The sequence below is a fragment of the Deinococcus metalli genome, from assembly GCF_014201805.1.
Lineage (GTDB): Bacteria > Deinococcota > Deinococci > Deinococcales > Deinococcaceae > Deinococcus > Deinococcus metalli.
Genome location: NZ_JACHFK010000005.1, coordinates 185,721 through 199,015, shown reverse-complemented (window position 1 = coordinate 199,015; position 13,295 = coordinate 185,721). Strand labels below are relative to the sequence as shown.

Genomic DNA, 13,295 nt, shown 5'->3' with positions numbered 1-13,295 from the left:
TATGCCCCTGCTTCCGACCCGGCCGCTGACCCTGAGCCTCCTGACCGGTCTGACCGTCCTGCTGGCCGCGTGCGGGAGCACGGCGCCTCAGCCCCTCACGCCGAAGCCCACCCCTCAGCCGGACCCCACGCCGTCCGAGGTCAGCGGCCTGATCATGGGCAAGATCACCCCGTTTACGGCCGGGGACGCCAGCAGCGTGCACGAAGGGAACGGCACACCGGCCGACCAGGCCAACGGCGGAAGTCTCGTCGATGCCAGCGGCAACCTGCTGGTCGCCCTGGTCAGCGACCAGGGGCAATTTGACCTGGCGCTTCCCAAAGTAGGAACCATGACGAGCGCGCCGGACGCCAGCCTGCTGTTCACAGTCCCCGCCGTGTTCGGCTCATGCGAGAACAGCCAGACCACCGCGCCGTCTGGGCTCAAGGTGTATCCCATCAACTTTTTGACCACCGATACTGGCAAAAACATCGTATCGGAGATTGATCCGAGCAAGGCGGACCTGAACTATCGAGCGTGGTGGTTCTCGAACATAGATGCGACGGTGGAGTACTCCGGCAACTGCCTCGGCTTGGGCAAAATCAATACCTCATTTGAGCTCAAACGCGGCTGGAACTTGCTCATCACCGAGACCAATCCGGGCGTCTCTACGACCTATACCGTGTCCACCCAACCCACCTCGCATGTGAACTGGCAGTACTCCGTCAGCAGCGTAGGAAGCGCCAGTATCAAGTACCCCAACCTGCTCTCCCCCTGGAAGAACCTGCCCCAGTACCACAACCGCTGATCCCACCTGCTCGGGGCGACCGGCACCACGTGTGTCCGGTCGCCTCCGCCGTACAGTGACCGGGTGGACGTGCGCGCCCTGCTGGCCGAGACCTACCACGCCGCTCTGGACGCGGTGCGGCCCGGAGTGCTCCTCGCTCCTCACCTGAGTGGACCGCGGCCGGAGTTCGTGCTGGCCTTCGGCAAGGCGGCGGTGCCGATGGCGCGGGCGGCACTGGACGCGTTTCCGGGCGTGCCGGCCCTGGTGGTGCCGCCGATGCCGGCAGCCGTGCCGGGCGCGGAGGTGCTGGCCGCGAGCCACCCAGTGCCGGATGGGTCGAGCGTGCGGGCGGCAGAGCGGGCGCTGGAGCGGCTGGGCGCGCTGCGTGAGGGTCAGGAGGCCCTGGTGCTCGTGTCGGGCGGCGGGAGCGCGCTGCTGTGCGCGCCGGACGGCGTGACGCTGGCGCAGAAGCAGGCCCTCACGCGGGCGTTGCTGCGGGCGGGGGCAGACATCCGCGACCTGAACACGGTGCGCAAGCATCTGTCCCGCGTGAAGGGCGGCCGGCTGGCAGCGGCCACACGGGCGCGGGTGCGGGCGCTGCTGCTGTCGGACGTGGTGGGGGACGACCCGGCCGTCATCGCAAGCGGCCCGACGGTGCCCGATCCGACGACCTTCGCGGACGCGCTGGCGGTGCTGGACCGCTATGGGCTGGACGCCCCGGAGGCCCGTGCCCACCTGCAGGCCGGCGTTCGGGGCGAGGTTCCGGACACGCCCAGGGCGCTGCCGAACGTGTCCACGGCGGTGATCGGCGGGGGCCGCTCGCTGCTCGAAGCCGCGCGGCGCGTGCTGGAGGGCCGGGGGGTGCGGGTCGTGATCCTGGGCGACACCTTCGAGGGCGACGTGCGCGACGTGGCGGCGGCACACGTGGCGGCTGTCCGGGCGGCCGCGGCGACCGGCGAACCGGTGGTGCTGATCTCCGGGGGTGAGGCGACCGTGCACGTGCGCGGGGACGGAGTGGGCGGCCGCAACACGGAATTCGCGCTGTGGCTGCTGCGCGATCTGCATGGGCTGGGCGTGAGCGCCCTCTCAGCCGGGTCGGACGGCGTGGACGGGAGCAGCGGCGGGGCGGGGGCGTTTCTCACGCCGGACTCGGCGAGGCGGGCGCAGGCGGCCGGTCTGAACATCGCCAGCTGCCTGGCACGCAACGATTCGGCGTCGTTCTTCGCCGCGCTGGGTGACCTGTTCGTGACCGGTCCGACCGAGCACAACCTGAACGACGTCCGGCTGATCGCTGTAGGCCTGGACGGCGGAGACAGAGCGGCTGGCTGAATCTCCACTGGCGATCCGTGATCTGTCCAGAGACCGAGCGCAGGTCCTTCCCGATCAACCTTTGCTCAAGCGCAGATGCACCACACGACAGGTCCATGACAGTTGTCCCACCGGGCGCTCCGCACTAGGTAACGGCAGCTACAGTTCAATGATGCTCTAATTTACCCACAAATTGTACCGCGACCTACGCAGTTCGTAGACTGCCCTGAGTACGCTGACGGCGTCAATAAGAAGTGTCGTCGGACCGGGGGATCTCTTGGTTCTTCAACACTTCCGATGATGTTCGGGTGTGCACAGCAGCAGACCAGGCTCCAGCAGCGATCTGCGTCGTCTCTCTATGTCTTTCGGAGGTTTGCCATGAAGTATATCGTCCTGTCGGCCACGCTGCTCCTCGGGAGTACCGCTTTCGCTGGTGGTGGGAGCGCCATGCCCGCCGGCAACACCATCGCCGGGATCGTGTCCAGCGATCCGAACTTCAGCACGCTGCTGGCCGCCGTGAAGGCCGCCGGCCTGGTGGAGACGCTGAGCAGCCCCGGGCCGTTCACGGTGTTCGCACCGACCAACGCCGCCTTCGCCAAGATCCCGAAGGCCGATCTGGACGCCCTGCTCAACGACCCCGCGAAGCTCAAGGCCGTGCTGCTGTACCACGTCGTGGCGGGCCGCGTCACGGCCGCGCAGGTCATGGGCATGTCGTCCGGCAAGACGGTCAACGGCGCCAGCGTGCGGGTCTCGACCATGGGCAACAGCGTCATGATCAACGACGCGACCGTCACGAAGGCGGACGTCCGGGCCAGCAACGGCATCATCCACGTGATCGACACGGTGATGATGCCCTGAGCGGCCGCGCCCGAGCCATCAACGCGGGGAGGGGCGGTACGCCGCCCTTCTCCGGTTTGTTTTCACGCCCACAGGACCCCTGACATGCTGAGACCTCCTCTATCCATCCACGCCGCTCTGCTGCTCGGCGCGGCCCTGCTGCTCGGCCCGGGCGCGGCCGCGGTCCCGACCTTACCGGAGAGCCCGGCCCGAACGGTCGCCCTGCGCTGGACGGTGCCCGAACCCTGGCTCGTCGGAGGGCAGATGCAGCGGCCCGTGCTGCACCGGGAACTGCCCCTGACCCTGAGCGCCGCGCAGGTGGAGGCGGTGCGGCGGTCCGGCTCGCTGGCGGGCGTGCGCCCGGCCGTGGACCGGCTGTACGCACAGGTCGCGGCGCGCACGCCACGCGACGTGCGGTTCACGCGTGTGGGCAACCAGTGGGTGGGCGAGGCGCGGACGGGCTGGGCCGTGAACCGGGCCGCCAGCGACGCGGCCCTGCTGCGGGCGGTGCGCCGTGGAGAGCAGGACAGCCCACTCGCGGTGACTCTGCGGGCGCCTGCGCGGTCCGTGCGCTGGGCGGCGGCGCAGCGGCTGGACGTGCTGGCGAGCGGCGACTCGACGTTCACGGGCAGCCCCGCGTTCCGGGTCCACAACATCCGCGTGGGCGCGGCGCGGGTGCACGGCGTGTGGGTGGCGCCGGGCGCGTCCTTCAGCTTCAACGCTGTGATCGGCCCGATCCGCGCGGCCACGGGCTTCCGGCCGGGGTACGTGGTCACCGGGAACACGCTGAGCACCGAGGACGGCGGGGGGCTGTGCCAGGTGAGCACCACGGTCTTCCGGGCGGCCCTGCGCGCCGGCCTGCCGATCACCGAACGGCACGGGCATTCGTACCAGGTGGGGTACTACGGCGATCCGGGTCTGGACGCCGCCGTGTACGCGCCGGCCAAGGACCTGCGCTGGCGGAACGACACGGGCGCGCCGGTCCTGGTGCAGGCAGCGTGGGATGTCACGGCGCAGACCCTGACCGTCACCCTCTTCGGTCGGCCAGACGGCCGGCGCGTGCAGATCGCAGCCCCGGTCGTCACGGAGCGGCGTCCGGCGCCCGACCCGAGTTTCGTGGCCGACCGCGCCCTGCTTGCGGGCGAGGCGCGGCGGATCGACATGCCGGCGGCGGGCCTGCGTGCCAGCGTGACGCGCACGGTCACCTTCCCGAATGGCCGCCAGCGTATCGACCGTATCGAGACCCGCTACCGCGCGTGGGGCGGCGTGTTCGCCGTGGCGCCGGGGGACGACCGCCTGCGCTGAGGCAGGCCAGCCGCGTGTCACCGGCGGGCGGACATTGCGGAGATCGGGCAGCATCCCATACAGTGGAAGCCAGTTTCACTGGATGAAAAGCTGCCGCCCCTCTCGTTCCCAGGAGCCCGCATGACCACGCTGCCCCCCGCCGACCTGAGCCTCCCCGACGGCATGACCATCACCGGCCCGTTGAAGCCCGGCTACGACGAGATCCTGACGCCGGACGCGCTGGCCTTCGTGGCCGAGCTGCACCGCAGCTTCGAGGGGCGCCGCGCCGAGTTGCTGAGCGCCCGCGACGCGCGGCAGCGGCGCCTGGACGCCGGCGAGAAGCCGGATTTCCTGCCGGACACGCGGGCCATCCGCGAGGGCGAGTGGACGATCAGCCCGCTGCCGGCCGACCTGCAAGACCGCCGGGTGGAGATCACCGGGCCGGTCGACCGCAAGATGATCATCAATGCGCTGAACAGCGGCGCACGCGTGTTCATGGCCGACTTCGAGGACGCCAACAGCCCGTCGTGGGAGAACTGCGTGGAGGGCCAGATCAACCTGCGGGACGCGGTCCGGCGGACCATCCGCCTGGAGACGAACGGCAAGACGTACCAGCTGAACGACCAGACCGCCGTGCTGCTGGTGCGGCCACGCGGGTGGCACCTGCCGGAAAAACACGTGCAGGTGGACGGCCAGACCGTGTACGGCGCGTTCTTCGACTTCGGGCTGTACGCGTGGCACAACGCGAAGGAGCTCCTCGCGCGCGGCAGCGGGCCGTATTTCTACCTGCCGAAGATGGAATCGCACCTGGAAGCGCGGCTGTGGAACGACGTGTTCACGCTGGCGGAGCAGCGGCTGGGAATCGAGCACGGCAGCATCAAGGGCACCGTGCTGATCGAGACGATCCTGGCGGCCTTCGAGATGGACGAGATCCTGTACGAGCTGCGCGAGCACTCGGCGGGCCTGAACTGCGGGCGCTGGGACTACATCTTCAGCTACATCAAGAAGTTCCGCGAGGACCCGGCGGCCATCCTGCCGGACCGGGCGAAGGTCACCATGGCCGTGCCGATGATGCAGAACTACTCGAAGCTGGCGATCCAGACGTGCCACAAGCGCGGCGCGCCGGCCATCGGCGGCATGAGCGCGTTCATTCCGGTCAAGGGCGACGAGGCCAAGAACGCGGCGGCCTTCGAGCAGGTGCGCGTGGACAAGGAGCGCGAGGCCACCAACGGCCACGACGGCACATGGGTCGCCCACCCCGGCATGGTGGAACTCGCCACCTCCGTTTTCGACCTCGTGATGCCCACGCCGAACCAGATCAGCAGCAGCAAGCAGAAAGACCTCCACATCACCGCCGCCGACCTGCTGACCCCGCCGGAGGGCACGGTCACCGAGGCGGGCGTGCGGACGAACGTGAACGTGGGCATCCAGTACCTCGCCGCGTGGCTGCGCGGCTCCGGCGCGGTGCCGATCCATAACCTGATGGAAGACGCCGCCACCGCCGAGATCAGCCGCGCGCAGCTGTGGCAGTGGCTGAACCACGGCGTGACGCTGGAGGACGGCCGGCCGCTCACGCCGGAGCTGTTTGACGCGCTGTACGCCGAGGAGGTGGCGAAGCTCGGGCCGCAGTTCGCGGAGGCCGCCGCCCTGTTCCGCCGCACGGCCACCGAGCGCCCGCTGATGGACTTCCTGACCGTGCCCGGCTACGCGCAACTCGCCTGACATGGGTGCCCAGGCCGCCGGCGGGGAGGGCAGCGGGGTCCGGACGCTGGAACGCGGGCTGGCGGTGCTGGCCGCGCTGGCCGGGCGACGCGCCGCCACGTTGACGCAGCTCGCGCGGGACGTGAACCTCAGTGCGAGCACGGTCTCGCGGCTGCTGGACACGCTGTGCCGCCAGGGCTTCGCGGAGGACGTCGATGGCACATACCGCGTGGGACCGCGCGCCGCGCAGGTCGGGCAGGCCTACGACGCGCACGACGCCCTGCTGGCTGCCGCCCGGCCGGTCATGCGCGCGGTGGTGGACGACCTGAACGAGAGCGTGAACCTCGCCGCGCTGCGCGGTCCGGAGGCCGCGTATGTCGCGCAGGTCGAGGGCAGGCAGCTGGTGCGGATGTTCACGCAGCTCGGGGCTGCCGCGCCCCTGCACGCCAGCGGCGTCGGCAAGGTGCTGATGGCGTGGCGGGACGACGCGGACGTGGCCGTCCTGCTGGGCAAAGGGCCGTACCCGGCGTTCACGCCGCACTCGCTGACTACGTGGCCCGCGTACCGCGATGAACTGGCCCGCGTACGTGCCCAGGGCCATGCGCTCGACGACCAGGAGCGCGAACTCGGCGTGCGCTGCGTGGCCGCGCCGATCCGGGGCGCGGATAGAAGCGTGGTCGCCGCGCTGAGCGTGTCGGCGCCCACGTCCCGCCTGACGGAGAGCGAGGTGCCGCGCTTCGTCGCGCGCATCACGGCGGCCACGGGCGAGATCTCGCGGGCGCTGGGGTGGACGCCATAGGCGTTCGGGCCGCATGATCGGCGCACGTCCGGAGGAGCCGCCCATGTCCCAGACCGTCACCCTGACCCCCACCGCGCACGCCCTAGCCGCGCACCTGCACGCCGAACTGGGCGGGCGCTGGCGGGCGCTGCTCGCCCCCACAGATCGGCCGAACTACGAACTGCATGCCCTCCAGCCCTTCCGCGCCGCCCCCGTCCCGGACGACCTGCGGGGCCGCCGAGTGGAACTGATCGTGGAGGCGTCAGACACCCTGGCCCTGCGCCACGCCGTCGCCTCCGACGCCGACGCGGTCGTCATCGACTTCGACGACACCTTCTCCCCCACCCGCGCCAACGTGCAGGCCGCCTACGACGCGCTGGCGTGGGTCGCCGCGTCGGAGAAGGCCCTGCTGGTGCGGCCCCGCCCGCTGTACGCCACGGAACTCCACGTGGACATGAATGGCCCGAGTATCGCCGCCCTGTGCGACCTCGCGGCCGTGCTGAGCGCCCGCCCGACCCGCCCGCCGCACGTGTACGTGCCCAAGCTGGAGACCGTGGCCGAGGCAGAGTTCTGGCAGGACGCGCTGGCCGCGGCGGAAACGCACCTGGGGCTGCCCGCGAACACGGTGCGCGTATGCCTCCAGATCGAGACCTTTCCCGGCCTGCTGAACGCGGGCGCGCTGCTGCACGCCCTGCACGGGCGCGCGTATGGCCTGAACGCTGGGCGCTGGGACTACGTGTTCAGCGTCGTCAAGCAGCTTGGCCGTAGCCGCTCCGGGCCGGTGCCACCGCGCTCGCAGCTCACGATGGACGTGCCCGCCATGCGCGCGTACGCCGAGCACCTCGTCGCCGTGTGCCGCCAGCACGGCGCGGAGGCCATCGGCGGCACGGCGTCGCTCGCGCCCGATCCGGCCGATCCGCAGCCCGCGCTCGACGCCGTGCGGGCCGACAAGCAGCGTGAGGCCGCACAGGGCTTCACCGCCGCGTGGGCCGGGCTTCCCGATCTGCTGGACGCGGTGCGGGGGGGGCTGACGGCGCGTGATCCGGTCCGGCCGGCCGGGCACCCCGTTCCGACCGACCTGCCTGCCGTCCTCACCGACCTGCCCACACCGGACGTGCTGCCCGTGGCCGAACTGCGCGATACCGTCGGCCTCGCGCTGGACGTGTTCGCGGCGTGGCTGGATGGGCGCGGCGTGGTCGTGCGGGCCGGGCGCGTGGAGGACACGGCGACCGCCGAACTCGCGCGGGCCCTGGTGTGGCAGTGGGTCAAGGTCGGCGCGCGGCTGACAGACGGCAGCACACTCAGTCCCGCGCGCTATCTGGACGAACGCCGCGCGCTGATGCCCGACACTGCGGGGGCGGCGCAGTTGCTCGACCATCTCGTGCTGTCCGTTCCCTGCCCGGCGTATTTTCCGCAGGAAGCGCAGCGGCTGTTTCCCGACCCATCCCAAGGAGTGACCACTTGACTTCGAATCCGGGTGTGACCCTGAGCGACCTGAACGCGCGCGTGCTGGCGGCATGTGCCGACCTGGCGCGACTGACCGAGGTGCCGGGCACGACGACCCGGCCGTACCTGTGCCCGAGTACACGTGACGTGCACGCCTTCCTGTTCGGGTGGGCGGCCCGGCTGGGCCTGAGCGTGCGCGTGGACGCGGTGGGTAATCTGCGTGCCCGGCGCGAGGGGCCGGCACCGGACGCCCCGACGCTGTACGTGGGCTCTCACATCGACACCGTGCCGAACGCCGGGGCCTTCGACGGCGTGTTGGGCGTGCTGCTGGCCTTCGCGCTGGCCGAGGCGGTGCAGGAGCGCCCGCTGCCCTTCGCGCTGGAACTCGTGGCGTTCTCCGAGGAGGAGGGCGTGCGCTACGGCGTGCCGTTCATCGGCTCGCGGGCGCTGACCGGCACGGCGGACGACCTGCTGGGCCTGACGGACGCGGAGGGGCAGACGGTGGCGGACGCCATCATGGCCTTCGGGCTGAACCCGGATCACCTGCCGGACGCGCGGGTGCACGGTCAGTCCCTCGGCTTCCTCGAGTTCCACATCGAGCAGGGGCCGGTGCTTCAGGCGGCGGGCGCGGCGCTGGGCGTCGTGTCGGCCATCGTGGGCCAGAACCGCGTGCTGCTGGACTTCACGGGTCAGGCATCGCACGCGGGCACCACGCCGATGGCGCACCGCAAAGACGCGCTGGCGGCGGCCGCGCGCTTCGTGGTGGCGGCCGAGGAGCTGGCCCGGAGCACGCCGGGGCTGGTGGCGACGGTGGGGATCATGCACGCGCGGCCGGGGGCGATCAACATCGTGCCGGGCGAGGTGCACTGCACGCTGGACCTCCGCCATCCGGACGACGCCGTGCGGCTGGAGAAGCTGCACGGGCTGCTGGAGGGCGCGCAGCACTTCGCGGCCGAACGCGGCGTGACCCTGACCGTCTCACCGATGATGGGCGAGGACGCCACACCGATGGACGCGGGCCTGCGCGACCTGCTGCACCGCGCGGCGGGAGCCGAGGGCGCGGCGCACCCGGAACTGGTGAGCGGCGCCGGACATGACGCGATGATCCTGGCGACGGTCATGCCCGCGGCGATGCTGTTCATCCGCTCCCCGAACGCGCTGAGCCACCACCCGGACGAGATGGTGAATTCGGACGACGTGGAGGCTGCCCTGCGCGTGGGCGTGCGCTTCCTGGACGTGCTCGCGCAGGAGGTGGGCGCGTGAGCCTCGACGTGGTCGTGCGCGGCGGGCAGGTGGTCATGCCGGCCGGCGCACGCCGCCTCGATATCGGCGTGTCGGACGGAGTGATCGTGGAGCTGGCCGCGGAGCTGGCCGGCGCCCGCGAGGTGGACGCCACCGGCCTGCACGTCTTCCCCGGCGTGGTGGACGCGCACGTGCACCTGAACGAGCCCGGCCGCACCGAGTGGGAGGGCTTCGAGACCGGCTCGCGGGCGCTGGCGGCGGGCGGCGCGACCGCGTTCCTGGACATGCCGCTGAACTCCAGCCCGCCGGTGCTGACCCGCGAGCGCTTCGAGGAGAAACGCGCACTGGGCGAGCAGAAATCCCTGCTCGACTTCGGATTGTGGGGCGGCCTGACGCCACTGAACCTCGACCAGATGGACGACCTGGCGGACGCCGGCGTGATCGGCTTCAAGGCCTTCATGTCGAACTCCGGCCTGGACGAATTCCCCGCCGTGGACGACGTGACGCTGTACGAGGGCATGCGCGCGGCCGCGCGGCTGGGGCTGGTCGTGGGCACGCACGCCGAGAGCGACGACTTCACCCGCCGCCTGACCGTGGCGGCGCGGGCCGGAGGCGGGCGGAGCGTGCGCGACTACCTTGCCACCCGCCCGGTGGTCACGGAGCTGGAAGCGGTGGGCCGCGCCCTGCTGTACGCCCACGAGACCGGCGCCGCGCTGCACCTCGTGCACCTCAGCAGCGGCGCGGCCGTGGCGCTGGCGGCCGAGTGGAAGGCCAAGGGCGTGGACGTGAGTGTCGAGACCTGCCCGCACTACCTGCACTTCACGGACGAGGACGTGGAGCGCGTCGGCGCGGCCCTCAAGTGCGCTCCGCCACTGCGCCCGCGTGCCGTGCAGGACGACCTGTGGCGCCATGTGCTGGCGGGCGATGTGGACACCGTCGGCTCCGACCACTCTCCCGCTCCGCCCTCCATGAAGACCAGCGACGACTTCTTCGCGCTGTGGGGCGGCATCTCCGGCGCGCAGAGCACCCTGAACGTGCTGCTGGACGGTGGGCACCACCGCCGGGGCCTGCCGCTGGAGGCCGTGGCTGCCCTGAGCGCCCTGAACCCTGCTCGCCGCTTCCGCCTGCCCGGCAAGGGCCGCATGGAGGTCGGGGCGGACGCCGATCTCGCGTTGGTGCGCCTCGAAGAGACGTTTACCCTGACGGAGCTGCACGACCGCTGGCAGCAGAACCCGTACCGGGGCGAGACCTTCCGGGGCCGCGTCCACGCCACGTACTCGCGCGGCCGCAAGGTCTACGAGAACGGCGTGTTCGACGACTCGGTGCGGGGCCGGCTGCTGCGGCCTCTGCCCGCCAGTCAGAAAGTCTGAACGCCTGGAACACCTCGCCCCCGTTCAAACGTTGAGACACTCGGACGGTTAGACCCTCAGACCCCATTCCCCAGGAGCCCCACCGTGAAGCACCTCGGCGTCACCCGCAGTTCGTTGCAGCCGTCCCACGCCGTCATCACGCCCGACACCTTCGTCCGCACGGCGCTCGCGGAGTGGCCGGGCAGCGCGGTCATCCTGCACATCGCGCCCGTGATCGGTTCGGGCGCCCGGTTCGTGCAGTTCACGGCGGAGATGCCGGCGGGCGCGCGGGCGCAGGAGTCGGCCCACGGCTTCCAGCGCTTCGCGTTCGTGCTGGACGGCGAGGTCGAGGTCACGGTGGAGGGCGACACCCGCACGCTGCGCGAGTACGACTACGTGTTCCTGCCGGCCGGCATCGCCCACACCCTGACAGCGACCTCCGCGGCGCACGTGTCGGTGTTCGAGAAGCCGTACGAGGTCGCGGGCGTGCAGACCCCCGGCGTCGTGTGGGGCAACGAGCGCGAGAACGCCGGGTCGGCCTTCGAGGGCGACGACCACCTGATCGCGCGCAAGCTGCTGCCGGACTCGCCGGAGTTCGATTTCATGGTCAGCACCATGAGTTTCGCGCCGGGCGCCAGCCTGCCGTACACGGAGGTGCACTACATGGAACACGGCCTGCTGATGCTGGAGGGCGAGGGCCTGTACAAGCTCCAGGACACCTACTACCCGGTCACGCGCGGCGACGTGATCTGGATGGGCGCGCACTGCCCGCAGTGGTACGCCGCGCTGGGCCGGCAGTGGAGCAAGTACCTGCTGTACAAGGACATGAACCGCCACCCCCTGACCGGAGGACATACATGAGCGCCCGCGACCTGCCCCTGACCGACCACTACGACGTCAAACGCGGCGAGGACGGCCACCGCTACCTGGTGCCGCTGATCCGGGGGTTCAACCTGACGCGCATCCCGCTGCTGAACAAGGGCACGGCGTTCACCGCCGAGGAGCGCGACCTGCTGGGCCTGGACGGGCTGCTCGCCCCGCAGGTGGACAGCCTGGAGGTGCTGGTCGAGCGGCTGTACGCGGAATACGCGGCGCTGGACGACCCCATGCGCAAGCACACCTTCCTTCGCAACCTGCAGGACCGCACCGAGGTGCAGTTCTACGCGCTGCTCTCCAGGCATGTCGAGGAGATGCTGCCCATCGTGTACACGCCGACGGTGGGCGAGGCGGTCAAGCGTTTCTCGCAGATCTACCGCTATCCGCGCGGCCTGACCATCAGCACACAGAATGTCGCGCGGGCGCGCCGGGCCCTGGCGAACGTGCCGCTGAACGACGTGCGGATCATCGTGGCGACCGACTCCAGCGCGATCCTGGGCATCGGGGACCAGGGCTTCGGCGGCATGGCGATCAGCATCGGGAAGCTCTCTCTCTACACGGTGGCGGGCGGCGTCGGGCCGGACAAGACGCTGCCGGTCGAACTGGACGTGGGCACCACGAGGCAGGACCTGCGCGACGATCCGCATTACCTGGGCGTCAAGCACGACCGCCTGACGGGCGAGGCGTACCTGCAGTTCATGGACACCTTCGTCGAGGCGACGCTCCAGCGCTACCCCAAGGCGATCATCCAGTGGGAGGACTTCGCCAAGGACGCGGCCTTCGACGTGCTGCGCCGCTACCGGCGGGTCGTGCCGAGCTTCAACGACGACATCCAGGGCACCGGCGCGGTGGTGCTGGCCGGTGTGTTGAACGGCTGCCGCGTCAAGGGCGAGCGCCTGTCGGATCAGGTCGTGGTGGTGCATGGAGCCGGTGCGGGCGGCGCGGGCGTGGCCGCCGCGATCCGCGAGGGCCTGCGCCGTGAGGGTCTGGACGATGAGGCCATCGCCCGGCGCGTGTTCGTGCTGGACTCGCGCGGCCTGCTCACGGACGACCGCGACATGGAGCCGTACAAGCGGGATCTGGCGACGCCGAAGGGCCTCACGGACGGCTGGGCCGGCACCGATCTGCTGAGCGTGATCCAGGGCGCGCGGGCCACGGTGCTGCTCGGCCTGAGCGGCCAGGGCGGCATCTTCAGCGAGGACATGGTGCGCGCCGCCGCGGCGAACACCGAGCGGCCGATGGTCTTTCCGCTCAGCAACCCCACCGCGAACACCGAGGCGCTCCCGGAGGACGTCCTGCGCTGGACGGACGGACGGGCGCTGGTTGCCACCGGCAGTCCCTTCCCTCCCGTCACTCACGGCGGGCAGACCTACGAGATCGGGCAGGGCAACAACGCCTTCATCTTCCCCGGCCTGGGCTTCGGCGCGATCCTGGCGCGCGTGCGCGAGGTCACCGACGGCATGGTCACGGAAGCCGCGTACGCCCTGGCCGCGTACACCGAGGAACACCACCCACAGCGCCTGTACCCGCCGGTCACGGAACTGTCGCGGGCCAGCGTGGCGGTCGCGGTGGCCGTGATCCGGCAGGCCCTGGCCGACGGCGTGGCGACCGAGTTCGAGGTGCGCCGCCTCTCGGACGACGAACTGCGCGCCTTCGTGGAGCGCAAGTTCTGGCAGCCCAAGCACCTGCCCTTCCGGCTGGAGTGAGCCGG

Annotated in this window: 11 protein-coding genes; all 11 read left to right on the top strand. The window is 70.9% G+C overall.

What is annotated here, in order from left to right; translation table 11 throughout:
• The first annotated feature begins 1 nt into the window (after position 1).
• Complete coding sequence (locus HNQ07_RS11650; protein ID WP_184111933.1) at positions 2-784, top strand: hypothetical protein; 783 nt, start codon at positions 2-4, stop codon at positions 782-784.
• 63 nt (positions 785-847) lie between these two features.
• Positions 848-2,092: a glycerate kinase type-2 family protein gene (locus HNQ07_RS11645; protein WP_229831957.1), complete on the top strand. Its 1,245-nt coding sequence runs from the start codon at positions 848-850 to the stop codon at positions 2,090-2,092.
• A 357-nt stretch (positions 2,093-2,449) separates the two neighbouring features.
• Positions 2,450-2,929: a fasciclin domain-containing protein gene (locus tag HNQ07_RS11640; protein ID WP_184111932.1), complete on the top strand. Its 480-nt coding sequence runs from the start codon at positions 2,450-2,452 to the stop codon at positions 2,927-2,929.
• A gap of 84 nt (positions 2,930-3,013) precedes the next feature.
• Complete coding sequence (locus HNQ07_RS11635; RefSeq protein WP_184111931.1) at positions 3,014-4,213, top strand: VanW family protein; 1,200 nt, start codon at positions 3,014-3,016, stop codon at positions 4,211-4,213.
• 120 nt (positions 4,214-4,333) lie between these two features.
• Positions 4,334-5,914: a malate synthase A gene (aceB, locus tag HNQ07_RS11630; RefSeq protein WP_184111930.1), complete on the top strand. Its 1,581-nt coding sequence runs from the start codon at positions 4,334-4,336 to the stop codon at positions 5,912-5,914.
• 1 nt (position 5,915) lies between these two features.
• Positions 5,916-6,692: an IclR family transcriptional regulator gene (locus HNQ07_RS11625; protein ID WP_184111929.1), complete on the top strand. Its 777-nt coding sequence runs from the start codon at positions 5,916-5,918 to the stop codon at positions 6,690-6,692.
• A gap of 43 nt (positions 6,693-6,735) precedes the next feature.
• Positions 6,736-8,136, top strand: a complete 1,401-nt coding sequence (locus tag HNQ07_RS11620; protein WP_229831956.1) for an aldolase/citrate lyase family protein — start codon at positions 6,736-6,738, stop codon at positions 8,134-8,136.
• Positions 8,133-9,380 (top strand): allantoate amidohydrolase, encoded by a 1,248-nt coding sequence (locus tag HNQ07_RS11615; RefSeq protein ID WP_229831955.1) that lies wholly within the window; start codon positions 8,133-8,135, stop codon positions 9,378-9,380. The genes HNQ07_RS11620 and HNQ07_RS11615 overlap by 4 nt, the downstream gene beginning before the upstream one ends.
• On the top strand, positions 9,377-10,729 hold the full coding sequence (locus HNQ07_RS11610; RefSeq protein WP_184111926.1) for an allantoinase: 1,353 nt from the start codon (positions 9,377-9,379) through the stop codon (positions 10,727-10,729). The genes HNQ07_RS11615 and HNQ07_RS11610 overlap by 4 nt, the downstream gene beginning before the upstream one ends.
• Positions 10,730-10,813: 84 nt before the next feature.
• On the top strand, positions 10,814-11,569 hold the full coding sequence (allE, locus tag HNQ07_RS11605; RefSeq protein WP_184111924.1) for a (S)-ureidoglycine aminohydrolase: 756 nt from the start codon (positions 10,814-10,816) through the stop codon (positions 11,567-11,569).
• Entirely contained in the window at positions 11,566-13,290 is a 1,725-nt protein-coding gene (locus HNQ07_RS11600; RefSeq protein WP_221274953.1) for an NAD-dependent malic enzyme, read from the top strand. Before allE ends, HNQ07_RS11600 begins: the two co-directional genes overlap by 4 nt.
• Positions 13,291-13,295: the final 5 nt, after the last annotated feature.

Excerpts from the sequence above, each read along its gene's own strand:
- HNQ07_RS11650 (WP_184111933.1), top strand. The coding sequence starts at position 2 with ATGCCCCTGCTTCCGACCCGGCCGCTGACCCTGAGCCTCCTGACCGGT.
- HNQ07_RS11635 (WP_184111931.1), top strand. The coding sequence starts at position 3,014 with ATGCTGAGACCTCCTCTATCCATCCACGCCGCTCTGCTGCTCGGCGCG.
- HNQ07_RS11625 (WP_184111929.1), top strand. The coding sequence starts at position 5,916 with ATGGGTGCCCAGGCCGCCGGCGGGGAGGGCAGCGGGGTCCGGACGCTG.
- HNQ07_RS11600 (WP_221274953.1), top strand. The coding sequence starts at position 11,566 with ATGAGCGCCCGCGACCTGCCCCTGACCGACCACTACGACGTCAAACGC.
- HNQ07_RS11620 (WP_229831956.1), top strand. The coding sequence starts at position 6,736 with ATGTCCCAGACCGTCACCCTGACCCCCACCGCGCACGCCCTAGCCGCG.
- aceB (WP_184111930.1), top strand. The coding sequence starts at position 4,334 with ATGACCACGCTGCCCCCCGCCGACCTGAGCCTCCCCGACGGCATGACC.
- HNQ07_RS11640 (WP_184111932.1), top strand. The coding sequence starts at position 2,450 with ATGAAGTATATCGTCCTGTCGGCCACGCTGCTCCTCGGGAGTACCGCT.